Annotated in this window: 20 protein-coding genes and 2 rRNA genes; 17 read left to right on the top strand and 5 right to left on the bottom strand. The window is 71.4% G+C overall.

Translation table 11 applies throughout. The annotated features are described in order from the left end of the window. From AB0N06_RS02445 to AB0N06_RS02430, 4 genes are all read left to right on the top strand, one after another. Nucleotides 1-73 (top strand): 23S ribosomal RNA (locus tag AB0N06_RS02445); the annotation flags it as partial. Between the two features lie 108 nt (nt 74-181). Further along, nucleotides 182-298: ribosomal RNA gene (gene rrf / locus AB0N06_RS02440) — 5S ribosomal RNA — on the top strand. Between the two features lie 254 nt (nt 299-552). Beyond that, nucleotides 553-1,683, top strand: a complete 1,131-nt coding sequence (locus AB0N06_RS02435; protein ID WP_366132901.1) for a hypothetical protein — start codon at nt 553-555, stop codon at nt 1,681-1,683. Then, on the top strand, nt 1,683-2,390 hold the full coding sequence (locus AB0N06_RS02430) for a tetratricopeptide repeat protein (RefSeq protein ID WP_366132900.1): 708 nt from the start codon (nt 1,683-1,685) through the stop codon (nt 2,388-2,390). The genes AB0N06_RS02435 and AB0N06_RS02430 overlap by 1 nt, the downstream gene beginning before the upstream one ends. Nucleotides 2,391-2,461: 71 nt before the next feature. Here AB0N06_RS02430 and AB0N06_RS02425 read toward each other — a convergent pair whose 3' ends face one another. Then, nucleotides 2,462-3,739 (bottom strand): DUF1015 domain-containing protein, encoded by a 1,278-nt coding sequence (locus AB0N06_RS02425; RefSeq protein ID WP_366132899.1) that lies wholly within the window; start codon nt 3,737-3,739, stop codon nt 2,462-2,464. Nucleotides 3,740-3,811: 72 nt separating this feature from the next. Here AB0N06_RS02425 and AB0N06_RS02420 point away from each other — a divergent pair, with 72 nt between their 5' ends. The 4 genes from AB0N06_RS02420 (at nt 3,812) to AB0N06_RS02405 (ending at nt 8,029) form a co-directional block, all read left to right on the top strand. Beyond that, the gene (locus AB0N06_RS02420; RefSeq protein ID WP_366132898.1) at nt 3,812-4,840 is read left to right on the top strand and encodes an HAD hydrolase-like protein; all 1,029 of its coding nucleotides are present in this window, start codon (nt 3,812-3,814) and stop codon (nt 4,838-4,840) included. Nucleotides 4,841-5,115: 275 nt separating this feature from the next. Continuing rightward, nucleotides 5,116-6,075 carry an iron chelate uptake ABC transporter family permease subunit gene (locus tag AB0N06_RS02415; RefSeq protein WP_366132927.1) on the top strand — a complete coding sequence of 320 codons (960 nt, stop codon included), beginning with the start codon at nt 5,116-5,118 and terminating at the stop codon, nt 6,073-6,075. A 5-nt stretch (nt 6,076-6,080) separates the two neighbouring features. Next, a complete protein-coding gene (locus tag AB0N06_RS02410) occupies nt 6,081-7,142 on the top strand; it encodes an iron chelate uptake ABC transporter family permease subunit (protein ID WP_366132925.1) in 1,062 nt (353 codons plus the stop codon). A gap of 77 nt (nt 7,143-7,219) precedes the next feature. Beyond that, complete coding sequence (locus tag AB0N06_RS02405) at nt 7,220-8,029, top strand: ABC transporter ATP-binding protein (RefSeq protein WP_366132923.1); 810 nt, start codon at nt 7,220-7,222, stop codon at nt 8,027-8,029. A 139-nt stretch (nt 8,030-8,168) separates the two neighbouring features. On the opposite strand, the gene AB0N06_RS02400 is transcribed toward AB0N06_RS02405, so the two are convergent. Then, complete coding sequence (locus tag AB0N06_RS02400) at nt 8,169-8,516, bottom strand: SCP2 sterol-binding domain-containing protein (protein ID WP_366132897.1); 348 nt, start codon at nt 8,514-8,516, stop codon at nt 8,169-8,171. Nucleotides 8,517-8,570: 54 nt separating this feature from the next. On the opposite strand from AB0N06_RS02400, the gene AB0N06_RS02395 reads away from it, so the two are divergent. The 6 genes from AB0N06_RS02395 to AB0N06_RS02370 all read left to right on the top strand — a co-directional run bounded on the left by AB0N06_RS02395 (nt 8,571) and on the right by AB0N06_RS02370 (nt 14,645). Beyond that, nucleotides 8,571-8,858: a hypothetical protein gene (locus AB0N06_RS02395; protein ID WP_366132922.1), complete on the top strand. Its 288-nt coding sequence runs from the start codon at nt 8,571-8,573 to the stop codon at nt 8,856-8,858. Between the two features lie 7 nt (nt 8,859-8,865). Next, nucleotides 8,866-9,681 carry a TlyA family RNA methyltransferase gene (locus AB0N06_RS02390; protein ID WP_358858176.1) on the top strand — a complete coding sequence of 272 codons (816 nt, stop codon included), beginning with the start codon at nt 8,866-8,868 and terminating at the stop codon, nt 9,679-9,681. Next, nucleotides 9,678-10,583 carry an NAD kinase gene (locus AB0N06_RS02385; RefSeq protein ID WP_327247138.1) on the top strand — a complete coding sequence of 302 codons (906 nt, stop codon included), beginning with the start codon at nt 9,678-9,680 and terminating at the stop codon, nt 10,581-10,583. Before AB0N06_RS02390 ends, AB0N06_RS02385 begins: the two co-directional genes overlap by 4 nt. 96 nt (nt 10,584-10,679) lie before the next feature. Further along, on the top strand, nt 10,680-12,425 hold the full coding sequence (recN, locus tag AB0N06_RS02380; RefSeq protein ID WP_366132896.1) for a DNA repair protein RecN: 1,746 nt from the start codon (nt 10,680-10,682) through the stop codon (nt 12,423-12,425). Nucleotides 12,426-12,571: 146 nt separating this feature from the next. Next, the gene (locus AB0N06_RS02375; RefSeq protein WP_366132895.1) at nt 12,572-13,351 is read left to right on the top strand and encodes a hypothetical protein; all 780 of its coding nucleotides are present in this window, start codon (nt 12,572-12,574) and stop codon (nt 13,349-13,351) included. Nucleotides 13,352-13,544: 193 nt separating this feature from the next. After that, nucleotides 13,545-14,645, top strand: coding sequence for a glycosyltransferase family 4 protein (locus tag AB0N06_RS02370; RefSeq protein WP_366132894.1), 1,101 nt, complete (start codon nt 13,545-13,547; stop codon nt 14,643-14,645). A gap of 250 nt (nt 14,646-14,895) precedes the next feature. On the opposite strand, the gene AB0N06_RS02365 is transcribed toward AB0N06_RS02370, so the two are convergent. The 3 genes from AB0N06_RS02365 to AB0N06_RS02355 form a co-directional block, all read right to left on the bottom strand. Further along, nucleotides 14,896-16,539, bottom strand: a complete 1,644-nt coding sequence (locus AB0N06_RS02365) for a PucR family transcriptional regulator (RefSeq protein WP_366132893.1) — start codon at nt 16,537-16,539, stop codon at nt 14,896-14,898. Nucleotides 16,540-16,635: 96 nt separating this feature from the next. After that, nucleotides 16,636-18,045 (bottom strand): FAD-binding oxidoreductase, encoded by a 1,410-nt coding sequence (locus AB0N06_RS02360; RefSeq protein ID WP_366132892.1) that lies wholly within the window; start codon nt 18,043-18,045, stop codon nt 16,636-16,638. Between the two features lie 102 nt (nt 18,046-18,147). Next, nucleotides 18,148-19,950, bottom strand: coding sequence for a glycoside hydrolase family 15 protein (locus tag AB0N06_RS02355; RefSeq protein WP_366132921.1), 1,803 nt, complete (start codon nt 19,948-19,950; stop codon nt 18,148-18,150). Between the two features lie 406 nt (nt 19,951-20,356). Between AB0N06_RS02355 and AB0N06_RS02350 the strand changes: the two genes are divergently transcribed. The 3 genes from AB0N06_RS02350 (at nt 20,357) to AB0N06_RS02340 (ending at nt 25,099) form a co-directional block, all read left to right on the top strand. Then, the gene (locus AB0N06_RS02350; RefSeq protein WP_366132891.1) at nt 20,357-22,042 is read left to right on the top strand and encodes a CTP synthase; all 1,686 of its coding nucleotides are present in this window, start codon (nt 20,357-20,359) and stop codon (nt 22,040-22,042) included. 88 nt (nt 22,043-22,130) lie between these two features. Then, on the top strand, nt 22,131-22,757 hold the full coding sequence (locus AB0N06_RS02345; protein WP_366132890.1) for an NUDIX hydrolase: 627 nt from the start codon (nt 22,131-22,133) through the stop codon (nt 22,755-22,757). A gap of 278 nt (nt 22,758-23,035) precedes the next feature. Next, nucleotides 23,036-25,099: a tetratricopeptide repeat protein gene (locus AB0N06_RS02340; protein WP_366132889.1), complete on the top strand. Its 2,064-nt coding sequence runs from the start codon at nt 23,036-23,038 to the stop codon at nt 25,097-25,099. Nucleotides 25,100-25,131: the final 32 nt, after the last annotated feature.

The raw sequence follows: 25,131 nt of genomic DNA, 5'->3' as shown, positions 1-25,131 counted from the left end.
GTTGATAGGCCAGATGTGGAAGCCCGGTAACGGGTGGAGCTGACTGGTACTAATAGGCCGAGGGCTTGTCCTCAGTTGCTCGCGTCCACTGTGTTGTTCCCGGGTTGCGAACAGTCGCACCGGTTGAACAGTTTCACTCATTAATTAAAAAGTGTGCTTGTTCGCTAGAACCCGATAGGGTTTCGGTGGTCATTGCGTTAGGGAAACGCCCGGTTACATTCCGAACCCGGAAGCTAAGCCTTTCAGCGCCGATGGTACTGCAGGGGGGACCCTGTGGGAGAGTAGGACGCCGCCGAACAATCTTTCAAGGACCCCTGGTCCCAGCGTTCACGCTGGGACCAGGGGTCTTTTTTGTCTTGCCGAAGCGCATCGAGTGTCCGACTGCGCGAGAATGTCTGTAGTACCTGAAGACAGGAGTTCCACCCATGTCCACCAACTCTCCCGACGATCGTTCGGAGCGCGAGCCGCGTCGCCGGGACGGTGGTGACCGGGGCGGCTTCCGGGGTGGTCGTGACGACCGCTCCGGCGGCTCGCGTCGGGACAACGACCGCGGTGGCTTCCGCCGTGATGACAGTCGCGGTGGCGGTTCCGGCGGTGGGTTCCGTCGTGATGACAGTCGCGGTGGCGGTTCCGGCGGTGGGTTCCGTCGTGATGACAGTCGCGGTGGCGGTTCCGGCGGTGGGTTCCGTCGTGACGACAGCCGCGGTGGCGGTTCCGGCGGTGGGTTCCGTCGTGACGACAGCCGCGGCAGTGGCTCCGGCGGTGGGTTCCGTCGCGATGATCGTGCGCCGCGGCGCGAGGACGACCGTGGTGGGTACCGCGGGCCGCGTCGTGATGATGAGCGTGGTGGGCGTCCCGGTGGTGGCTTCGAGCGCCGTGAGGACCGGTCGCGTGGGCCCCGTCGCGACGACGACAGCCGCGGCGGCTTCCGCCGTGACGACAGCCGCGGCGGTGGCTCCGGTGGCGGCTTCCGCCGTGACGACAGTCGGCCCACGAGCGGCGACCGGGGCGGCTTCCGTCGTGACGACCGTGCCGGTGGCTTCCGCCGTGACGACAGCCGCGGTGGCGGTTCCGGCGGTGGGTTCCGTCGCGATGATCGTGCGCCGCGGCGCGAGGACGACCGTGGCGGATATCGCGGGCCGCGTCGTGATGATGAGCGTGGTGGGCGTCCCGGTGGTGGCTTCGAGCGCCGTGAGGACCGGTCGCGTGGGCCCCGTCGCGACGACGACAGCCGCGGCGGCTTCCGCCGTGACGACAGTCGGCCCACGAGCGGCGACCGGGGCGGCTTCCGTCGTGACGACCGTGCCGGTGGCTTCCGTCGGGATGACAGTCGTGGCGGTGGCGGCGCCGGCAGGTTCCCCCGCGATGATCGTGCGCCGCGGCGCGAGGACGACCGTGGTGGGTACCGCGGGCCGCGTCGTGATGATGAGCGTGGTGGGCGTCCCGGTGGTGGCTTCGAGCGCCGTGAGGACCGGCCGCGTGGGCCCCGTCGCGACGACAGCCGCGGCGGCGGTGGATACCGCGGGCAGCGGGACGACCGCGAGCGTGGTGGCTACCGTGGGCGCGACGACCGTGGTGGCTACGACCGCCGGGACGACCGGGACCGTGAGCCGATCAAGCGGCTTCCCATTCCTGACGACGTCACCGGTGACGAGATCGACAAGGATGTGCGGCAGGAGCTGATGAGCCTGCCGAAGACCCTGGCCGAGGATGTTGCCCGCAACCTCGTCATGGTCGCCCGGCTCATCGACGAGGACCCCGAGCAGGCTTACGCGTACTCGCGTATCGCGCTGCGGCTGGCCTCGCGGGTGGCTGCTGTGCGGGAGGCGGCCGGCTTCGCCGCGTACGCGACGCAGAAGTACTCGGAGGCGCTGGCCGAGTTCCGGGCGGCGAAGCGGATGACCGGTTCCGTGGAGTTGTGGCCCGTCATGGCCGACTGCGAGCGTGGACTCGGGCGGCCCGAGCGAGCGATGGCCATGGCCGGCGAGCCCGAGGTGCAGAAGCTGGACAAGGCCGGGCAGGTCGAGATGCGCCTGGTGGCCGCCGGGGCGCGCAGGGACATGGGGCAGATCGATGCCGCCATCGTCACCTTGCAGAGCTCCGAGCTCGCATCAAGTGCCGTGCACCCGTGGACGCCGCGACTGCGCTACGCGTACGCCGACGCGCTGCTGGCCGCGGGGCGCGAGAACGAGGCGCGTGAATGGTTCGCGAAGGCCTTGGAGGCCGACAAGGACGGGGCCACCGACGCGTCGGACCGGCTCGCCGAGCTGGACGGTGTCGAGTTCGTCGACGCTCTCGGTGAGAGCGACGACGACGAGACGGTCGAGGCCGACACTGACGCTGATGTCGATGTCGACGATGCGGATGAGGACGGGTCGACGAAGGCGTAAGACATGAGAGGGGGCGGCATCCCGGGAGGGATGCCGCCCCCTCTTTTTGTGTCTGGCGTCCGTGCCCGCGGTCAGTCGAGGGTGAGGCTGCGCAGGACCAGGCCCGTGGCCGGCTTGGGGCCGAACGAGGTGGACTTGCGGGGCATGGTGACTCCCTGTCGGGCCAGGTCCCGGACGACTTCTTCGCGTACCGGATGCATCAGGACCGCGGTGGCGTTGCGGCGCTCGGCCTGTTCCACGGCTGCCTCGGTGTCGTGTATGTACGCGATGCGTTCCGGGCTGTCGGGGATCTGCCACACATGATCGAGAAGCGTCGCGTGCAGGACCGTCGCATCGAGAGTGCGCCAGGCGAGTGGGCGGTCGGCCGGGATCGTGCGGGCCAGCAGGGCCTCGTCCGGGCGGTCGACGAGATGGAATCGGCCGTCGCCCGCCAGCAGGAAGGCGTTGCCCTCGGCGGCCGCCTCGGCGAGGGCGTCGAGGGCAACGGGAAGTGGTTCCTCGATGTCGCGGACTCGGAAGGTGCCGTTCAACGCGGCCAGCGCGTCAGCGACGGGGAGGCGGTGCAGCAGCCGGTGGATGGCGCGGACCCGGAGCGGGTAGCGGGCCGTGTCGACGAGGAGGACCAGGCCGAAGTCCCAGGGGCCCGGGTCGGTGTGTTCCTGCTGCAGCCGGAGGTAGGTGGCCCAGCGGTGGTGGCCGTCGGCGATGAGCGCCTGGTGGTGAGTGAGGTCGGTCTCGATCTCGGACCGGTCGGCCGGGTCGGTGACCGCCCAGAGCCGGTGCCGGTAGCCGTCCTCGGTGGTCGTCGCGAGCAGCGGCGGCCGGTGGATGGTGCGCTCGATCACAGCGGTCACGCCGGTCGCTTCGCCCTCGCTGCGGTAGGTGAGCAGGAGCGGTTCCAGGTGGGCGGCTGTGGTGCGCATCAGGTTGGCGCGATCCTCGACGACATGGGCCATGACGTCCTCGTGCGGCAGGACGATGCCGTCGGCGGGGGAGGAGAGCGCCAGTGCTCCCACGATGCCGCGTTGCAGGATCTCGCCGCTGCGCTGCTCGTAGACGTAGAGCGTGGGCTCGCGCTCGGGGGCCAGTATGCCCTCGGCGAGCCAGCGGTTCAGAGTCTCGGCGGCCTGTTCCTGGCGGGCGTCGGGCGTGTCGGCCTGCGGCAGGATCAATCGGACGATGTTGTGCGGGTCCGCCGATTCCAGGTGGTGCAGCCCGTCGGGGCGCACGACGACGTCATAGGGCGGTGAGGTCACCGCGGCGAGACTCCCGACCCGCTCGGGGACGTAGCGCAGCCCGCGGAACGGGATCAGGCGCAGCCCCTGGCCGGTGGGACCTGGTGTCTTCATTTCTGCATCGTATGTGCGTTGTGCCGATGCGCGATGATCGGAGGAGAAGCATGCAATGAGGAGCGCAAAGATATGAGTCAGGCGAGCAGGACCCGGCCGAGCGGAATCAGCACTGCGCTGAGTAAGGCGTACGACACGGCTCTGCTGGATCTTGACGGGGTGGTGTACGCGGGCGGCCACGCGATCGTGCATGCCGTCGATTCGCTGGGCGCCGCGCGGGACGGGGGAATGCATCTCGCGTACGTGACCAACAATGCGCTGCGTACGCCGGCTGCCGTGGCGGACCATCTGACCGAGCTCGGGGTGCCGGCCGAGCCCGCCGACGTGATCACCTCGGCGCAGGCAGTGGCGCGGCTGATGGCCGATCAGCTGCCGGCCGGGGCCCGGGTGCTCGTGGTCGGGGGCGAGGGGCTGAAGGTCGCGCTGGTGGAGCGCGGGCTGGTGCCGGTGGAGTCGGCGGACGACGAGCCGGTGGCGGTGGCGCAGGGGTACGGCGGTCCCGACATGGCGTGGGGACGGCTCGCGGAGGCTGCGTACGCGATCAACCGAGGGGTGCCGTGGTTCGCGTCCAACACCGATCTGACGATCCCGGGGGCCCGGGGGATCGCGCCGGGCAATGGTGCGGCGGTCGAGGTCGTACGGATCGCCACCGGTGCCGAGCCGCAGGTCGCTGGGAAGCCGCTGCCGCCGATGCACCGTGAGACCGTGCTGCGGACCGGGGCGGAGCGGCCGCTGGTGGTCGGGGACCGGCTGGACACGGACATCGAGGGTGCGTTCGACGGTGGAGTGGACTCACTGCTGGTGCTCACCGGAGTGACGGACGCGGCGCAGCTGGTGGCGGCCGAGCCGAGGCACCGGCCCACGTATGTGGATGCTGATCTGCGGGGACTGCTCACCGGGCAGCCCGAGGTGACGGAGAACGACGGTGGGTTCGGCTGCGGTGGCTGGACGGCCGCGGTGCGCGGCGACGAGCTGGCACTGGAGGGTGACGGGGACGTGCTCGACGGGCTGCGGGCGCTGTGCGGGGCTGCCTGGTCGTACGCCGGTGAGGGGGCGTGCCGGCTTGATGCGGGAAAGGCGGTGGCCAGGCTCGGGCTGTAGTCCGGCGGCAGCCTGAGGGTGCTGCGGGCGAGGCCTGGGCAACTGGGAGGGGGAGTCCGGGAGTTCGCCGAGGCGACGGATCCTTGCGGGATGAATCGGGCGTATCCGGTGTTCTGCTGGGTGCGGGGAGCCGGGTGGCCCGACAGGTAAGTAGGTTAGGCTAACCTAACCTCGTGTTGGTTGAGAGTCCGCCAGAGCCGAGCGCAGGTCCCAGGGCCGCGCCGGCGACATCCGCGCCCCCGGGGCGCCATGCGATCCGTGCCGTGGGGCTGTTGATCGCCGTGCTCGCGCTGGTGCTGGTATGCCTCGCGAGTATCGCGATCGGTGCCAAGGCGCTGCCCCTCGCTGATGTCTGGCACGGTCTGTTCCACGCCTCGGGGACCCAGAGCGATGTCCTCGTACGGGAGGTGCGTATCCCGCGGACCGTGCTCGGGCTGATCGTCGGCACCGCGCTCGGCCTCGCCGGGGCGGTGATGCAGGCCCTGACCCGTAACCCGCTGGCAGAACCCGGACTGCTCGGGGTCAACGCAGGAGCCTCTGCAGCTGTCGTGTCCGCGATCAGCTTCTTCGGTGTCACCTCCCTGACCGGGTACGTGTGGTTCGCGTTCCTCGGCGCCGCGGTCGTGTCGGTCGCGGTGTACCTGCTCGGTGGCAGCCGGTCCGCGACGCCTGTGCGCCTCGCCCTCGCCGGGACCGCGGCCGGCGCCGCGCTGTTCGGCTATGTCAACGCCGTACAGCTGCTGGATGCGGCGGCACTCGACCGACTGCGGTTCTGGACGGTCGGGTCGCTGGCCTCGGCGAACATGGAGACCGTCGGCAAGGTGTGGCCGTTCATCGCGGTCGGTGTCGTCCTCGCACTGCTCATCGCTCGGCCGCTGAACGCCCTGGAGATGGGCGATGACACCGCCAGGGCGCTCGGCGCCCATCTGACCCGCACTCGCGTCCTCGCGATGCTCACCGTCACTCTGCTGTGCGGGGCCGCGACCGCCGCCTGCGGGCCGATCGTCTTCATCGGGCTGATGATCCCGCACCTGGTGCGCGCGATCACCGGCCCCGACATGCGGTGGATCCTGCCGTACGCGGCCGTGCTCGCGCCGGTGCTGCTGCTGGGCGCGGACGTGGTGGGGCGGGTGATCGCCCGACCGTCCGAGCTGCAGGTCGGCATCGTCACCGCGCTGCTCGGCGGTCCCGTCTTCATCCATCTCGTACGCCGCAAGAGGATGGCCCAGCTGTGAAGGCCATGAAGACCCGCGCGAAGGGTGGAGCCGGCGCGGTCCGGGCCGTACGGACCGGCGGCGGGCTCTCCTTCCGGGTGGACGTCCGGGCGTTCGTGGTGATCGTGCTCCTTGCCGCCGTGGCAGCCGGGGCCGGCATCGTGCTCATCGGCAGCGGGGACTACGCGATGACGCCCGGCGAGGTCGTCAGCACGCTGTTCGGGCACGGCACCTTCCAGCAGCAGTTCATCGTCTCGGACCTGCGCCTGCCGCGGGTCCTCGTCGGGCTCCTGGTCGGCGCGGCACTCGGGGTCGGCGGCGCCGTGTTCCAGACCATCTCCCGCAACCCGCTCGGCAGCCCCGACGTGCTCGGCTTCGGCCAGGGCGCCACGGTCGGTGCGCTGACGGTGATCGTCCTCTTCCAGGGCGGGGCCACCGCGGTCGCGGGCGGCGCCGTAGTCGGCGGCCTGCTCACCGGCGCCGCGGTGTACTTGCTGGCGTGGAAACGAGGGGTCCACGGCTACCGGCTGGTGCTCGTCGGTATCGGCACGGCCGCGATGCTCACCGCCGCCTCGCAGTATTTGATCACCAAGGCCGACCTGGTCGACGCGACCCGTGCCGTCGTCTGGATGACCGGCTCGCTCGACGGGCGCGACTGGGCACAGGTCTGGCCGCTGCTCGCGGTGTGCGGCCTGCTCATTCCGCTGGTGCTCGGGCACGGGCGGGCGCTGCGCACGATGGAGATGGGTGACGACGCCGCGTACGCTCTGGGTGTACGGGTGGAACGCACCCGGCTCGTCCTGATGGGCTGTGCCGTGGTGCTCGTCGCCGTCGCCACCGCCGCGGCCGGGCCCATCGCGTTCGTGTCGCTGAGTGCCCCGCAGCTGGCACGCCGGCTCACCCGCTCGCCCGGGCCCAATCTGGCGCCCGCCGCCTTCATGGGGGCCGCGCTGCTGCTCGTCGCCGACTGGATCGCGATGGACGCCTTCGGCGACCGGCAGCTGCCGGTGGGTGTCGTCACCGGCGTGCTGGGTGGCTGCTACCTGCTGTGGCTGCTCGTCTCCGAGCGCAGGGCGGGGCGGATATGAGAACCCGCCGCACGGCGAATCCGCCCCGAAGGACCAACCCGTCGATGACCCGACCCACCGACTCCCGGAGTACGACCATGCAGCGCCTCACCGCGGACTCGGTGACCCTCGGCTACGACCAGCGGGTCATCGCGGAGAACCTCTCGGTCGAGATCCCCGACAATTCGTTCACCGTGATCGTCGGCCCCAATGCCTGTGGGAAGTCCACGCTGCTGCGGGCGCTGTCCCGGATGCTCAAGCCGAGCCGGGGGCAGGTGCTGCTGGACGGGCAGACGATCCATGCGATGCCTGCGAAGAAGGTCGCGAAGACCCTGGGGCTGCTGCCGCAGTCCTCGATCGCGCCCGACGGCATCACCGTCGCGGACCTGGTCGCACGCGGGCGGTATCCACATCAGGGGCTGCTGCGGCAGTGGTCGCCGGACGACGAACGCATTGTCGAGGAATCGATGGTGTCGACCGGTGTCCGCGAGCTGGCCGATCGCTTTGTCGACGAACTGTCCGGCGGTCAGCGGCAGCGTGTCTGGATCGCGATGGCGCTTGCGCAGGAGACGCCGTTGCTGCTGCTCGACGAGCCGACGACGTACCTCGACATCCAGCACCAGATCGATGTCCTCGACCTGTGCGCGGAGCTGCATGAGACGCGCGGGCGGACGCTGGTCGCCGTACTCCACGACCTGAACCACGCCGCGCGCTACGCCACGCATCTGATTGCCATGCGCGAGGGCGAGGTCATTGCCGAGGGGGCGCCGGGAGACGTGGTCACGGCGGAGCTGGTGGAGCGGGTGTTCGGGCTGCGGTGTCAGGTGATCGCTGATCCGGAGACGGGGACGCCGTTGGTGGTGCCGGCCGCGCGGGCCGCGCGCGTTGTGGATTCGGTGAGGGCTTGAGCGTGGTTGCGCTGCCTGCCGGCGTGCCTCTCCTCGATCGCCGGACGGGCTTGATTCCGGCGGGCGTGATCGGTCGGCGCGGTAGACGCCATGGCCTGGGCGTGGTCGGTTGCCCCAGGGGTCTGGTGGGGTGGGTGTACTACAGCAGTGTTCTGAGGCGCATGAGGTCTCGGATGCTTGCTTCCAGCCGGACCCGGCCCGAGGCCCAGGCCTTTGCGAAGTTCAGGTTCCCGTTCACCATGGCCACCAGATCGTCGCCGTTCATCGCGAGCCGGATCTCGGCCTTCTCGCGCGGTGGGCCCTCGAACGTGTCGAGTACCTGGATCCGGCCATCCTTGAGACGGCCGGTGAAGGTGATCCCGAGGTCCTTGATGTGACAGCTCAGCGAGCGGTCCAGGGCAGCCGCGCTGCGCACGTTGCCCTCGGCCGTCTCGAGGTTGTCGGAAAGTGTGTCGAGTGCGCTGCGGCACTCCGCCATGGTCGCCATCGTGACCGACGGTACCCCAGGCCTTCGCGGTAGCGTTTCCGCATGAGCGACTTGATGCGGGAGCCCGGGACGGCGCCCGGGGAATCGGCGGAGACGGCCGGCCCCGCACCCGAGCCCGCAGCCGCCGCGCGCCTCGGCGTCACGTGCACCCCCACCGGACACGCCGAGGTGGACGCGGGGCTGGAGCGGCTGGCCGACGCGGACCACCTCCCGGCGGAGGGACACATCGAGGTGTACGAGGATGTACACAGTGGGCTGCGCGATGCGCTGACCGCGCTGGATGCCCGGCCCGCACCCGCACCGGTACACGCACCGATGCCCCCGTACAACAACAGGAGCTGAACCGAACGTGGCAGGAGTGGCACGTCGCCGCCTCGACGCCGAGCTGGTACGCCGAAAGCTCGCCCGCTCACGCGAGCATGCGAGCCAGTTGATCGCCGCAGGGCGGGTGACCGTCGGCGGCAACACCGCGACCAAACCCGCCACCCAGGTCGAGACCAGCGCCGCAGTCGTCGTCATCAAGGACGACAGCGACCCCGAGTACGTCTCGCGCGGCGGGCACAAGCTCGCGGGCGCCCTCGCCGCCTTCGTGCCCCTCGGGCTGAAGGTCGAGGGGCGGCGGGCGCTGGACGCAGGGGCGTCGACCGGTGGATTCACCGACGTACTGCTGCGGGCCGGAGCCGGTCATGTCGTCGCCGTCGACGTGGGCTACGGGCAGCTCGCCTGGTCGCTGCAGTCCGATGAACGCGTCACCGTCAAGGACCGTACCAACGTACGCGAATTGACGCTGGAAGCGATCGACGGAGAGGCGGTGGACCTGGTGGTCGGCGATCTGTCGTTCATCCCGCTCGGGCTCGTCCTGCCTGCCCTGGCGCGCTGTGCCGCCCCCGATGCGGACCTGGTCCTGATGGTCAAGCCGCAGTTCGAGGTCGGCAAGGAGCGGCTGGGCAGCGGTGGCGTGGTGCGCAGCCCCGAGCTGCGGGCCGAAGCGGTACGAGAGGTGGCGCGCCGGGCCTGGGCGCTGGGACTCGGAGTGCGCGGAGTGACCGCGAGCCCGCTGCCCGGGCCTTCCGGCAACGTCGAGTATTTTCTCTGGCTGCGGGCCGGAGCGCCCGAGCTGGATCCCGCGGATGTCGACCGTGCAGTGGCGGAGGGGCCTCGTTGACGACGAATGCGGCACGAACTGTCTTTCTTTTGGCACATACCGGCCGGCCGGCCGCGATCCGCAGCGCCGAACTCGTGGTGCAGGGGCTGCTGCGCAGCGGACTCGGGGTACGGGTCCTTGCCGCGGAGGCCGCAGACTTGCCGCTCCCGACGGCCGTGGAGACGGTCGACGACGCCACGCCCGCGGCCGTGGACGGCTGTGAGCTGCTGATCGTCCTCGGCGGGGACGGGACGCTGCTGCGCGGCGCCGAGATCTCCCGGGCCTCCGGGGTGCCGATGCTCGGTGTCAACCTCGGCCGGGTCGGCTTCCTCGCCGAGGCCGAGCGGGACGACCTGGACAAGGTGGTCGACCGGGTCGTCACCCGGGCGTACCGGGTCGAGGAGCGCATGACGATCGACGTCCTCGTGCACAGCAACGGCGACATCGTCCACACCGACTGGGCAATGAACGAAGCGGCCGTGCAGAAGGTGTCGCCCGAGCGGATGCTCGAAGTCGTCCTGGAGATCGACGGGCGCCCGGTCACCGGCTTCGGCTGCGACGGGATCGTCTGTGCGACGCCGACCGGCTCCACCGCGTACGCCTTCTCGGCGGGTGGGCCCGTGGTGTGGCCGGAGGTCGAGGCGCTGCTGATGGTCCCGATCAGCGCTCACGCCCTGTTCGCCAAGCCGCTGGTGACGTCGCCGACCTCGGTGCTCGCCGTCGAGGTCCAGCCGCATACCCCGCACGGGGTGCTGTGGTGCGACGGGCGCAGGACCGTGGAGCTGCCGGCCGGAGCACGGGTCGAGGTGCGGCGCGGGGCCGTGCCCGTACGGCTGGCGCGGCTGCACCAGGCCTCGTTCACGGACCGGCTGGTGGCGAAGTTCGCGCTGCCCGTCTCGGGGTGGCGGGGCGCGCCCCACTGATCGCATCGGTGCCGCAGATCGCGGCCCTCCGGCGCACGGGAGAGTGAATCCGCGGCCGGGGTCCGTCGCACACCGGGGTCCGGACCTCGTAAGGTCGTGTCCGTGTTGGAGGAGATGCGGATACGGTCGCTCGGAGTCATCGACGACGCGGTGGTGGAGCTGTCACCCGGGTTCACCGCGGTGACGGGCGAGACCGGCGCGGGCAAGACCATGGTCGTCACCAGCCTGGGGCTGCTGCTCGGCGGGCGCGCCGACCCCGCCCTGGTGCGGATCGGCGCCAAGGCCGCCGTCGTCGAGGGACGGATCACCGTGTCCGTCGATGAAGCAGCCGCGGTACGGGCCGAGGAGGCCGGGGCCGAAATCGACGAGGGTGCGCTGCTGATCAGCCGTACCGTTTCCGCGGAAGGGCGCTCGCGCGCCCATCTCGGCGGACGGTCCGTACCGGTGGGCGTACTCACCGAACTCGCCGACGAACTCGTCGCCGTGCACGGCCAGACCGACCAGCAGGGGCTGCTCAAGCCCGCGCGGCAGCGGCAGGCCCTGGACCGGTACGCGGGCGACGGCGTCGCCGTGCCGCACGCCAAGTACGCGGCCGCATACCGGCGGCTGCGGGCCGTCGTCACGGAGCTCGACGAGCTGACCACGCGCGCCCGCGAACGTGCCCAGGAAGCGGATCTGCTGCGCTTCGGACTGGGCGAGATCGCCGGCGTCGAACCGCTGCCCGGCGAGGACACCGATCTCGCCGCCGAGGCCGAACGGCTCGGTCACGCCGAAGCGCTCGCCTCCGCGGCCGCCCTCGCGCACGCCGCGCTCGCGGGCAACCCGGAGGACCAGGAGGCCGTCGACGCGACGACCGTCGTCGCCGCGGCCGGGCGGTCGCTCGACGCCGTCCGCGCCCACGACCCGGCGCTCGCCTCGCTCGCCGACCGGATCGGCGAGATCTCCATCCTGCTCGCCGATGTGGCGGGCGAACTGGCCGGGTACGCCGACCAGCTGGACGCCGATCCGCTGCGGCTCGCCGCGGTGGAGGAGCGGCGCGCCGCGCTCACCGCGCTCACCCGCAAGTACGGCGAGGACATCGCCGCCGTGCTCGCCTGGGCCGAGGAAGGGGCGCGCCGACTCACCGAACTCGAGGGCGACGACGACCGGATCGGCGAGCTGACGGCCGAACGGGACGCGCTGCGGGCCGAACTCTCCGGGCTCGGACAGGCGCTGACCGATGCGCGGACGGCGGCGGCGGCGCTCTTCGCCGAAGCGGTGACCGAGGAACTGGCCTCCCTCGCCATGCCGCACGCCCGGGTCTCCTTCGACATCCGCCAGACCGACGCGGCGGACGAGGCGTCCGGCATCGACATCGGCGGGCGGAGCGTGCTCTACGGTCCGTCCGGCGCCGACGAGGTGGAACTGCTGCTGGCCCCGCACCCCGGCGCCCAGCCCCGGCCGATCGCCAAGGGAGCGTCGGGCGGTGAGCTGTCCCGCGTGATGCTCGCCGTCGAGGTGGTGTTCGCGGGCTCCGACCCCGTACCCACGTACCTCTTCGACGAGGTCGACGCGGGCGTCGGCGGCAAGGCGGCCGTCGAGGTCGGACGGCGACTGGCGAAGCTCGCCAAGTCCGCGCAGGTGGTCGTCGTCACGCACCTGCCGCAGGTGGCGGCGTTCGCCGACCGGCAGCTGCTGGTCGAGAAGACGGTCGACGGGGCGGTGACCCGGAGCGGTGTCACGGTCCTGGAGGGCGAGGACCGGGTGCGGGAGCTGTCTCGGATGCTTGCGGGGCAGGAGGACTCGGAGACGGCGCGGGCGCATGCGGAGGAGCTGCTGGCCGCGGCGCGGGCGGACGGGTAGGCGGCGGCGCACTGCGGTGCGGGGGAGTCTTTGCCGTTCGGCGCGGGGGCGGGCCGGCTTCGGTGTCTGCGGCGCGGTGCGGTGCGCGCGCGGGCCTCGGCGCCCCTGCGTCCGAGTGTTCGGGGCCGGCTCGTAGCCTGGCGCGCATGGGAGCAATGATCAGCAGGGTCGCCGCCGGTGCCGTCGCCGCCGGGGTCGCAGGCGGGGTGTACCGGGCGCTGCGGGGGCGGTCGCGCCCGGGGTGGTTGCGGACCAACTATGCGGGGCGCACCGTCGATCTGTACGCCGGGCCCGCCGTCGCACTCGGGGCCGCCGCCGGAGCCACCGTGCTCCCGCTGCCGCCCCGCACCAGGACCGCCGCCGCCCTCGCCGTGCTGGCCGCCGGGGGCTGTGGCGCGTACGACGACTTCGCCGGCGCCGAGGATCCGCGCCGCGGCTTCCGCGCCCATCTCACCGCGCTGCGGCACGGCGAGGTGACCAGTGGCGCCGTGAAGCTCTTCGGCATCGGGGCGGCCGGGCTCGCTGCGGGCGCCCTGCTGAAGGAACGGCCCGTCGACCGGGTCCTCGCCGGTGTCGTGATCGCCGGAACCGCTCATCTCGTCAATCTGACGGACGTGCGGCCGGGCGTCGCGACCGCCACCGTGCTTGCTCTCGGGACCCCTGGGCTGGTCCGGGGCGGACTCGCTGCCGCGCCGATGGGGGCCGTGGCCGCCCTCGCTGCCGAGGAGCTGGGGGAACGCACCATGATCGGGGACGCGGGCGCGCAAGCCCTGGGCGCGGCCCTCGGCCTCGCGGTCGGTGCGGGCAACGGCCGGTGCGGGCTCGCCGCCCATGCGGCGGGGGTCCTGGCCGCGGCGGCCTATGGGGACCGGATCAGCGGGCTCGCCCGGCGCTGTCGGATCGGTGACGTGCTGTCGGGGCGCTGACGCGTCGCCAGTGCAGCGGGTCGCCGGCGTGGCAATATCGCACCGTTGTCCTCACCCGTCCGGGTGGTAACGCACGCCCGGTTGTCGCCGCGCACACCGGAACCACGGCTCCGAGGTGCCGGAACGTGCGTACGGACTGGCATCCTTGGCGATGCACATACCGCCGACTCGGTAGCCCCGGGAGCCATTCAACGTGTCACAGCTGCGTACGGTCCAAGTCCTGGGCGGCGGCAGTGCGGGCAGCAGCGCTCACGTCAGCTCGCTGGCCGGGGGGCTGGTGGCGAGAGGCGTACACGTCACCGTCTGCGCCCCGGCCGAACTGGACCGCGCCTACGACTTCTCCGGTGCGGGGGCCCGCTTCGTCCCCGTACCGCGGTGCAGCGACCCCGCCGCCGTCGCCGCCCTGCGGAGCGCCTGCGTGGGGGCGGACGTGGTCCATGCGCACGGGCTGCACGCCGCCGTACGCACCGGTCTTGCGCTCGGCGGGCGGCGCACCCCCCTGGTTCTGACCTGGCACACCCGGGCGTACGCCGAAGGTGCCCGCAGCCGGCTGCTCCACCTCCTGGAGCGAAGGGCCGCCCGGGCGGCGGCCGTTGTGCTCGGTACGTCGTCGGATCTGGTCGACCGGGCGCGGCGGCGGGGCGCGCGCGACGCGAGGCTCGCGCCGTTCGTCATTCCCCTGTCGCGCATTCCCGCCGCTGTCCGCGACGATGGCAAGGTGCGGGCCGAACTCGGAGTGGTGGGGCGGCCGTTACTCGTCTCCATCGGCAGTCTGGTACCGCATCACGGGTACGAAACGCTGCTCGATGCGGCACGGATGTGGCGTCAACTCGACCCCGTACCCCTGCTGGTCATCGCAGGGGAGGGGCGGGAGCGGGGTGCGCTCCAGCGGCGGATCCGGGACGAGGAACTGCCCGTCAGGCTGATCGGGAGCCGTGACGATGTCGCCGAGCTTCTTGCCGTCGCCGATCTGGCTCTGCTGCCCAGCCGGTGGGAGGCGCGGTCGCTGGTGGCGCAGGAGGCGCTGCGGATGGGAGTGCCGTTGGTCGCCACGGCGGTGGGCGGGATGCCCGAACTGGTCGGGGACGCGGCGGAACTTGTGCCGTACGGCAACGCGGAGGCCATGGCGCGGGTCGTTGTACGGCTGCTGGAGGACCCGGCGGCTCGGGAGCGGATGGCCGGCGCGGGGCGTGCGCAGGCGGCGAGTTGGCCCACGGAGGACGACACGATCGCGCAAGTCCTCAGTGTCTACGACGAGTTGACTCAGCCGTTGGCGATCGGGCGGGGATGGTGAGGTGACGGCGGGGACGCCGAAGCGTCCCGCGGTCGTCTTGGACCCACCCCCCATGCGCCGGTCGGTCTGAGAGGTCGCGCACAGAGGTGGGGTGGAGGAAGGAGCGGGGCGAGGGGCAAGCCTGGCAAGGCGGAGGGGGCACCTCCCATGCCTTTAGGGCTATGGGGGAGTCGTCGACCGACGACAACGCCGCCAGGCGCCGCCCATCGGCACGCGACGCCGCCCCACCTATGGGCGCGACTTCTTCATCTCAGTCGCCCGATGCTCCCGGTTTGGCGTGGCGGCGGGCTCTCAGGGCCAGGCTCAGAGCCAGGACCGTCTGGGGGTCGTCCAGGTCCGTGCCCAGCAGCTCGCCGATGCGGGCCAGACGGTTGTAGAGGGTCTGGCGGTTCAGGTGCAGTTCGCGGGCCGTCTCCGCCTTGCGGCCCGCGTGGGCGAGATACGACTCCAGGGTGGGCAGCAGCGGCGGGCGCGAGGTGCGGTCGTGATCACGCAGCGGGCCGATCGCCCGATCCACGAACGCCGCCAGGTCCGGATGGTCCCGCAGCCGCCACAGCAGCAGGTCGATGTCCAGGCGCCGGGCGTCGTACCAGGGCCGGTTGCCGAGCCCCTGCGCGGCCGTCGCCGTCTCAGCCGCGTGCCGCAGCCCCGCCCCGGCCGCCGCCCAGCCGCCGGCGACTCCGACCACCACGACCGGCGGCTGCGCCCCCGCCCGCTCCAGCGCGGCCCGCTCGACGCCCGCCCGCAGCGCCGCCGCGACCCGGTCGGCGACCGCCGTACGCTCCGACTCGGACCGCAGGCCGAGCAGCAGCGGAACCCTGCCCTCCACGGGGCGGACGCCGAGCAGCACCGGCATGCCCACCGACGACAGCTCCTCCAGGACCGCGCGCGCCAGCAGCGCCCAGTTGCCCGATGGGGACAGCTCGGGGGCCAGTCGCATCACCACCGGCAGCAGCGGCGCCGCGCCCGGCTTGAAGCCCAGTACGCGGGCCTGCGCGGGTGCGTCCTCCGGAGCGATCCGGCCCTCCGCGAGGTCCGTCAGGAAGTCGCCGCGGCCGCGCGCAGCGAGTTCCTCCTCCTGGCGGGCCTGCATCAGCACCACGGCGAGGATGCCCGCCGCCCGCTCCGCCGCCATCCGGTGCACCGTCACCAGCGGCCCGGACACCGCGAGGAGCACCAGCCTGGCCCGTACCGAACCGGACCCGGGGCCGCCGCCCGGCACATCCACCAGCACCGCACCCGTGGGCGGTGCCTCGCGGGCCGCCCGGCCGCCGCGCATCCCGTCCCACACCTGGAGCGGATCGGCGGAGACCGGACCGGACTCGGTGCCCGCCGCGTACAGCAGCTGGCCGTCAGCCGTCTCCAGGAAGACCGGGTTGGCGGTGAAGTCCGCCAGGATGCCGAGCACCTGCGGGACCCCGCCGCCGCCGAGCAGCGCCTCCGTGCACCGCCGGTGCACGTCCTCCGCCTGCCGCAGCAGCGCGTAATGGCCGTTGACGATCTCGGTGTGGATCTCTTCGGTCACCGTCACGAACGGCACCTCGCGGTGCAGCTGCACGAGCGGCAGACCAGCTGCCCGCGCGGCGTCCACGATCGAGGCGGGCAGTCTGCTGAAGCGCGGCCCGAGCTCCACCACCAGGGCGGCGATCCCGCGGTCGGCGAGCCTGCGCACGAAGGTGCGCTGCTCGGCGGGGCGGGTGCCGAGCCCCAGACCGGTGGTGAGCAGCAGCTCACCGCCCTTGAGGAGGGATGCGATGTTCGGGACCTCGCCCGCGTGCACCCAGCGCACCGTGCGGTTCAGCCGGTCCGCGCCGGCCACCACCTCGGGGAGTCCGCTGCGCAGCCCCGGCAGCTCCAGGGCGCGCTGCACGGTGATTCCGCCTTGGTTCTCCACTGGTTCTGGCCTCGTGCTTCTGTTCGGGTCGGGCGGGCTGTCGTTCCTGGTCAGGAAGGTACCGGCCGGGGGCTGCGGAGCCGTCGTCGGGGGAGTTCACCGGGCGGCGGCAGGCTCAATATTGTGGTTGAGGTGGAACACGTTGTCAGGGTCGTACGCGGCCTTGACCGCGGCGAGCCGGGCGTGGTTCTCGGCGCCGAGTCCGGCGACGACCCGGCCCGGGCCCTCGCGCCCGATGAAGTTGAGGTAGACGGCGCCGGTGGACCAGGGGCGCACATCGGTGCGCACCTGATGTACCCACTGGCGGCCGCGCGCGTCGTCGGACGGGCTCTCCCAGACGCCGAACGGGTGCACGGCCCAGCGGGCGGTGCGCCACGGCAGCGGGTACTCGGCGGGGCCGCGGGCCACCGCGCCGCCCATCGGGAAGAGGGCGTGCTGCGAAGCGGAGGGGACGGGCATGTCGGCGGCGCGGGAGCAGAACAGGTCCACCGCTTCGTCGGGGAAGGTGTCCAGGTACTCGGCGGACCAGTAGTTCCGCATCCCGGGCGGGGCGTCGAGCATGCACTGCAGGTCCGCGTACGGGATGTCGGTGATCACCTCGGACTCGTGGTCGAGGGCGAGCAGCGGCCCGGCCAGTTCCCGAGCCCGGGCCGACGGCCCGGTACAGGTGAGCAGGACGCCGCAGACGAGTGCGCCGACCAGATGCTCCGGTACGAAGTCCTCGGGCGGCCCGGTGATGTAGAGAAGGGCTCCGCCGGCCTCGTCCGGTGCGGAGGCCATCAGGTCCCGGTACGCACGCAGCACGTCGGGACCGGCCTCCGGACGGTACAGCAGCAGCGCGAAGGACATCTCCGGCAGTTCGTGCAGGTCGATGGTGAGTGAGGTGGCGACGCCGAAGTTGCCGCCGCCGCCGTGCAGCGCCCAGAAAAGTTCAGGATTCTCGTCGAGGCTCGCGTGGACGGTGCTGCCGTCCGCGGTCACCAGCTCGGCGGCCAGCAGGTTGTCGCAGGCCAGACCGAATCTCCGCTCCAGCCAGCCCGAGCCGCCGCCCAGTGTGAAGCCGCCCACACCGGTGGTGGAGGCCCGGCCACCGGTGGTCGCCAGACCGTACGGCTGGGTGGCCCGGTCCAGATCGCTCATGGTCGCGCCGCCGCCGATGCGTGCCGCCTGGTCGTTCGGGGCGACCGTCACGCTGTTCATGCGGCGGAGGTCGACCACCAGTCCGCCGTCGGTGAGTGACATGCCCGCGACGCTGTGGCCGCCGCCACGGACCGCGATCTCCAGGCCGTGCTCACGGGCGAACCGGACCGACAGCGCCACGTCCGCCTCCGACGCGCACTGGGCGACCACTGCGGGCCGCCGGTCGATCATGCCGTTGAAGATCATGCGCGCCTCGTCGTATCCGGCGTCCCCGGGTGCGAAGGCATCGCCGGTGAGATCGCGGCGGAGACTGTCCACGGCGAGGTCCGTCGTACCGGTGGTGCCGGTGGTACTGCGGGGCGTCATGATGCCCCCTTCCGAGGGCGTGACAGGTCAGTTCCATCGTAGGGCGGTTCCCGGACCGCACCGGCCCGGGAACCGCCCTGCCACGCAACCGGCGGCCGGCGGTCAGCCGACGTAGGCCCCGCTCGCCGTCAGCCGCAGCGCCGTGTCGATCAGCGGCACATGGCTGAACGCCTGCGGGAAGTTCCCCACCTGCCGCTGCAGCCGCGGATCCCACTCCTCTGCGAGCAGTCCCAGGTCGTTCCGGAGCGAGAGCAGCCGTTCGAAGAGCTGGCGTGCCTCGTCGACCCGTCCGATCATCGCCAGGTCGTCGGCCAGCCAGAACGAGCACGCGAGGAACGCTCCCTCGTCGCCCTCGAGACCGTCGACGCCCGCGTCCTCGCCCCTGGTGGGGTAGCGCAGCACGAAGCCGTCCTCCGTGGACAGCTCGCGCTGGATCGCCTCGATCGTGCCGATGACCCGCTTGTCGTCCGGGGGCAGGAAGCCCATCTGCGGGATCAGCAGCAGCGACGCGTCGAGCTCCCTCGACCCGTAGGACTGGGTGAAGGTGTTGCGTTCCTTGTCGTAGCCGTTTTCGCAGACAGCGCGGTGGATGGTGTCGCGCAGTTCCCGCCACCGCTCCAGAGGTCCCTCGATGTCCCCGGACTCGATCAGCTTGATGGTGCGGTCGACGGCGACCCAGGCCATGACCTTGGAGTGGACGAAGTGACGGCGCGGCCCGCGCACCTCCCAGATGCCCTCGTCCGGTTCGTCCCAGTGGTTCTCCAGGTACGAGATCAGCTTGAGCTGCAGCCCCGTCGCGTAGTCGTTGCGGGTCAGGCCCGTCATGTGGGCGAGGTGCAGCGCCTCGATGACCTCGCCGTACACATCGAGCTGCAGCTGTCCCGCCGCGCCGTTGCCGACCCGGACCGGGCTTGAATTCTCGTAACCGGGCAGCCAGTCCAGCTCGGCCTCGCCCAGCTCGCGCTCGCCCGCGATGCCGTACATGATCTGCAGGTTCTCCGGGTCACCCGCGACCGCCCGCAGCAGCCACTCGCGCCAGGCGCGGGCCTCCTCGCGGTAACCGGTGCGCAGCAGCGAGGAGAGGGTGATCGCCGCGTCGCGCAGCCAGGTGTAGCGATAGTCCCAGTTCCGCGAGCCGCCGATGTCCTCCGGCAGGGAGGTGGTCGGGGCGGCGACGATGCCGCCGGTAGGCGCGTACGTCAGTGCCTTCAGGGTGATCAGGGAGCGGACCACCGCCTCGCGGTAGGGGCCGTGGTACGTGCACTGCTCGACCCACTCGCGCCAGAAGTCCTCCGTCGCCTCCAGCGACCCCTCGGGGTCCGGCAGTCCGGGCGGCTCGTGATGCGAGGGCTGCCAGCTGATGGTGAAGGCGATCCGGTCTCCCGGTGCGACGGTGAAGTCGGAGTACGTCGTGAGGTTCTCGCCGTACGTGTCGGCGGGCGTGTCCAGCCAGACGGAGTCCGGGCCGGCGACCGCGACCGTACGGCCGTCGACCCTGTGCACCCACGGGATGACCCGCCCGTAGCTGAACCGCATCCGCAGCTCGGAGCGCATCGGCACCCGGCCGCTGATCCCTTCCACGATCCGGATCAGTTGCGGCGCGCCGTCACGCGGGGGCATGAAGTCGGTCACGCGGACCGTGCCGCGCGGCGTATCCCACTCCGACTCCAGGATGAGGGAGTCCCCACGGTAGCGCCGCCGGTCCGCTGCCGGCGGCTCCGTCCCGGTCGCGTACGCGGGGCCCAGGCGCCAGAAGCCGTGCTCCTCGGTACCCAGCAGTCCCGCGAAGATGGCATGCGAGTCGAAGCGGGGCAGGCACAGCCAGTCGGCCGTGCCGTCCCGGCAGACCAGGGCAGCGGTCTGCATGTCTCCGATGAGTGCGTAATCCTCGATGCGCCCGGCCACGTGCATCTCCAGTCGAACGGCCATGTCGCCCCGTGGGGCGCTTACTGCGGGTCAAGAGGTCGTTGCAAGGGGTTGTTGTGGTGAGCCGAGGGCTCCAATGCCTCGCCCGGGGCGAGTGTCCGAGCAGGATACGACGCACGTGCATGATCCGCGCGACGGTCCCGGCAACACGTCTGCGCCGAACGGGTGGGGCGTGAAGGTGGTGCGGTGATTCTGTGCAACGAGTGTGCCAGGTGTGGCCGGAAGCGGGCTCCCCCAGTCGCTGATACCCTGGTAGCCCGTGGACCGGTGGTCGTCAGCAACAGCGGACGAGGACCCCGAACCGCAGCGACGGCACCTCCGAATCTCCGGATGGAAACGCCGGTACGCACCTCAAGATCCGCGACCACGGGAGCCCCCTTTGGCTATGCAGCCCACATCCACGACGACCAAGCACATCTTCGTCACCGGGGGTGTCGCCTCATCCCTCGGCAAGGGTCTGACTGCCTCCAGCCTGGGTGCCCTGCTCAAGGCGCGGGGCCTTCGGGTCACCATGCAGAAGCTCGACCCCTATCTGAACGTCGACCCGGGCACGATGAACCCGTTCCAGCACGGCGAGGTGTTCGTCACCAACGACGGCGCCGAGACCGACCTGGACATCGGCCACTACGAGCGCTTCCTCGACGTCGACCTCGACGGATCCGCCAACGTCACGACCGGCCAGGTGTACTCGCAGGTCATCGCCAAGGAGCGGCGCGGCGAGTACCTCGGTGACACCGTGCAGGTCATCCCGCACATCACCAACGAGATCAAGCACCGCATCCGCCGCATGGCCACCGACGACGTCGACGTCGTCATCACCGAGGTCGGCGGCACGGTCGGCGACATCGAGTCGCTGCCGTTCCTGGAGACCGTCCGCCAGGTCCGTCACGAGGTCGGCCGGGACAACGTCTTCGTCGTGCACATCTCGCTGCTGCCGTACATCGGCCCGTCCGGCGAGCTCAAGACCAAGCCCACCCAGCACTCCGTCGCGGCGCTGCGCAACATCGGTATCCAGCCGGACGCCATCGTGCTGCGCGCCGACCGTGACGTACCGACCGCCATCAAGCGCAAGATCTCGCTGATGTGCGACGTCGACGAAGCCGCTGTGGTGGCCTGTGTGGACGCCAAGTCGATCTACGACATTCCGAAGGTGTTGCACACCGAGGGTCTGGACGCGTACGTGGTGCGCAAGCTCGACCTGCCGTTCCGCGATGTCGACTGGACCACCTGGGACGACCTGCTGGACCGCGTCCACAACCCCGACCACGAGGTCACCGTCGCGCTCGTCGGCAAGTACATCGACCTGCCCGACGCGTACCTCTCCGTCACCGAGGCCATCCGGGCCGGCGGCTTCGCGAACAAGGCCCGGGTCAAGGTCAAGTGGGTCGCCTCCGACGACTGCAAGACCCCGGCCGGTGCCGCCAGGCAGCTCTCCGACGTCGACGCCATCTGCGTCCCCGGCGGCTTCGGCGACCGCGGTGTCAACGGCAAGATCGGTGCCATTCAGTACGCCCGTGAGAACAAGGTGCCGCTGCTCGGCCTCTGCCTCGGCCTGCAGTGCATCGTGATCGAGGCCGCGCGCAACCTCGCCGAGATCCCCGACGCCAACTCGACCGAGTTCGACGCCGCCACCTCCCACCCCGTCATCTCGACGATGGAGGAGCAGCTCGCCTACGTCGAGGGCGCGGGTGACCTGGGCGGCACTATGCGGCTCGGCCTGTACCCGGCGAAGCTCGCCGAGGGCTCGGTGGTCCGTGAGGCTTACGGCGACCAGCCGTACGTGGAGGAGCGTCACCGCCACCGCTACGAGGTCAACAACGCCTACCGCGCCGAGCTGGAGAAGAAGGCCGGTCTGGTCTTCTCCGGCACCTCGCCGGACAACAAGCTCGTCGAGTACGTCGAGTACCCGCGGGAGATCCACCCCTACCTGGTCGCCACCCAGGCGCACCCGGAGCTCCGTTCCCGCCCGACGCGCCCGCACCCGCTCTTCGCGGGCCTGGTGAAGGCGGCCGTCGAGCGCAGGACGGGCGCCCGGACAGACAGCAAGCAGGGCGCCACGTCGGGCAAGTAGTCCGGCGGCAGGCAGGCGTTACCGTTGACCGGGGTACGGATCGATCGAGGATCCGTACCCCGGTTTCTGTTTTTGTGGGAGGACGTAGATGGTTATCCAGGACACGCCCGAGGAGTGGCAGGTCACTGCGACCGGGACCCCCTTCACGGGCAACAAGACCAGCGTCCGCACCGATGACGTGGTGATGCCCGACGGATCGGTCGTCCGCCGTGACTACCAGGTCCACCCCGGATCGGTCGCCGTGCTCGCACTCGACGACGCCGGCCGGGTTCTCGTATTGCGGCAGTACCGGCACCCCGTGCGCCACAAGCTCTGGGAGATCCCCGCCGGACTGCTCGACGTCCCCGGTGAGAATCCGCTGCACGCGGCGCAGCGCGAGCTCTACGAGGAGGCGTACGCCAAGGCCGAGGACTGGCGGGTGCTGACCGACGTCTACACCACACCCGGCGGCTGCGACGAAGCCGTACGGATCTTCCTCGCCCGGAACCTCTCCGAGGCGGACGGTGAGCGCTTCGCGGTCTCCGAGGAGGAGGCCGACATGGAGCTGGCACGGGTGGAGCTGCAGGAACTTGTACGGGGGGTGCTCGCCGGGGAGTTGCACAACAACTGCCTCGTGGTGGGTGTCCTCTCGCTCGCGGCGGTGCTCGCCGGTGACGGGATCGATTCGTTGCGGCCGGCCGAGGCGCCGTGGCCGGCCCGGCCGTTCGAGGTCTGACGGTCCGCCGGCCCATCGGGACGGAGATAAGACCGACCGGCACATGGGAGGCGGCGTCACGGGCTGGGGCACGCATTTCGCGGCGTTGTCGTCCCTCACCATGGCTCAATCCTTCGCCTGGCGGCTGTATGTAAGTCTTCCGATCGGACGAACTGCCGATCCGATCGGGGGATGCCCTGCCGCGCTCCACTCTGAGGGCGCATACGCCTGAACTACGCTCGGAATGCCCTGTCCGGAGTCCCGGCGGGCAACGCGTGCAGCGAAGTGGAGCGTGGCCCGTGACGGATCAGGCGGTGGACACCAGCGGCCCGGCGACGGCAGCGGGTACCGAGGAGCCGTCCGGCGCCGCACCACCCCGATTCTTCGGCCGCGAACGCGAGTTGAAGGCGCTGCGGGACGATATCGAACGGGCCGGGCTGGACACCCTGGCCGGCCGCAAGACCGCCCGTGCCCGGGTCCTGCTGATCGCCGGACGCCCCGGCTCCGGACGCACCGCACTCGCCGAGGAACTCGCCCGCGGGCTCATGGACTCCGGCGACTACCCCGACGGGCTGCTCCGGGTCCGGCTCACCGAACCCGGCGGCGCCCCCGTCCCCACCGAACGCACCGCACGCGAGCTCCTCGACCAACTGGGCGTCACCGGCCCGCCCGGCGCGGACGGTGACGAACTGTCCGAGATGGTCCGCGAGGCCCTCGCCGCGCGGAGCGCCCTGCTGCTGCTCGACGATGCGGCCGACGCCGAGCAGGTTGATCCGCTGCTGCCGGACAACCCGGACTGCCTCGTCGTCGCCACCGCGCAGGGCCCGCTGACCGGCATTCCCGGCGTCCGGCCCTGCACCCTCGGCGGTCTTGACGCGGGCTCCGCCGTCCAGCTGCTCGCCCGCACCATCGGCCAGGTCAGGATCACCGTCGACCCGCGGACCGCCGAGACCCTTGCCGAGGTGTGCGGCGGGCAGCCGGCCGCCCTGGTCATGATCAGCGGCTGGCTCGCCACCCATCCGATGGCATCGGTCGCCGACGTCACCAAGCAGCTGCGCGAGCTGCCGGACGACGACGAGCAGTCCACCGGTGCCCGCCCGCTGGCCCGTGCCTTCCGGCTGGTCCACGAGTCCCTGCCGCCGATCGCTGCCCGGATACTGCGCCTGCTCGCGCTCGCCCCGGCCGGACTCGCCGACGCCCACACCGCCTCCGCGCTGGCCGGCTGCTCGGTCTCGGCCGCCCAGTCGACCCTCGACGACTTCGTCCTGCTGGGCCTGCTGCGGACCGATGGCGCGGAGCTTTCGCAGTACGAGGTGCCCGGCTGCCTCGTTCCGTTGCTGCGCGCCCTGCTGGCGGACCGGGACCGGCCGGCCGAGATCCAGCTGGCCCGGGCCCGGATGCTGGAGCGGACTGTACGGCAGCTGCAGTCCTGCCGGGCGGTCACCGAGCCGGAGGGCAGCCCGGCGGGCAAGGAGCTCGCCGGTCTGCCGCGCTCGCTGCGTTTCCCGCATCCCGAAGCGGCCGCCGCCTGGCTGCGGATCCGCCGGCCCGCTCTGCTCGCTTCCGCCCGGATCGCCGTCGAGGACGGTGAACTCGACACCCTGGCGCGGCGGTTGGTGGCCGCGCTGGTGCGGGCGCTGGCCGTGCACCAGGGCACCGAGGCCGCCGCACCCGATCTGTACGGGCTGCACGGACTGGTCCTGGCCGTCGCCGAGCGGCGCGAGCTGCCCCGTGAGCAGGCTGCCGCGCTGCTCAATCTCGCCGATCTGGATGCCAGGACCGGGCGTACGAAGGAGGCGCTGACCCGATACCGGGCCGCGCTGGACGCCGGGCGGGCGGCGAAGGACCCGTACGCGACCGGCAGGGCGATGGAATCCGTAGGCGGCGCCTACGCTGAGCTGGGGGATTTCCACCGGGCCTCCGACTGGTTCGGCCGGGCGCTCGCGCAGCGGCTCACCCAGGACGAGCGCGCCGACGAGGCGCGGTTGTACGGGCGGCTCGGCGCCGTCCATACCTATGCCGGGCGGTACGGCGAGGCGCTGCGGAACTGGCGGGCCGCGGCAGCCGGGTACCGCAGGCTCGGTGACCTGCCCGCCCAGGCGCGGGCGCTCAGTGAGGCCGCGCGGGTGCAGGAGTATGCGGGGCGGCCGCAGGAGGCGCTGCAGACCTGCCAGGAGGCCGTGGAGTGGGCGCGGCAGGCCAAGGACGGACGCCTGCAGGCGGCGCTGGAGCTGCGGCTGGCCGACACCCTCGAACGGCTCGGGGACCCCGCTGCGGCCCGGCTGCACCGCAGTATGGCGGACAGGCTGCTGGGCGAGAAGGGCTCTACCTGCGAAATCCGCAGTACGTCGGCAGAAAATTAATGCTTTGTAAGGCTAGACAGCAGGAAGCCCTT

Origin of the sequence: Streptomyces sp. NPDC051020 (assembly GCF_040683105.1) — a bacterium.
In the GTDB taxonomy this organism is placed as follows: Bacteria; Actinomycetota; Actinomycetes; order Streptomycetales; family Streptomycetaceae; genus Streptomyces.
Note: the sequence above shows the minus strand (reverse complement) of the source record. Positions and strands in the feature narration are given on the sequence as shown.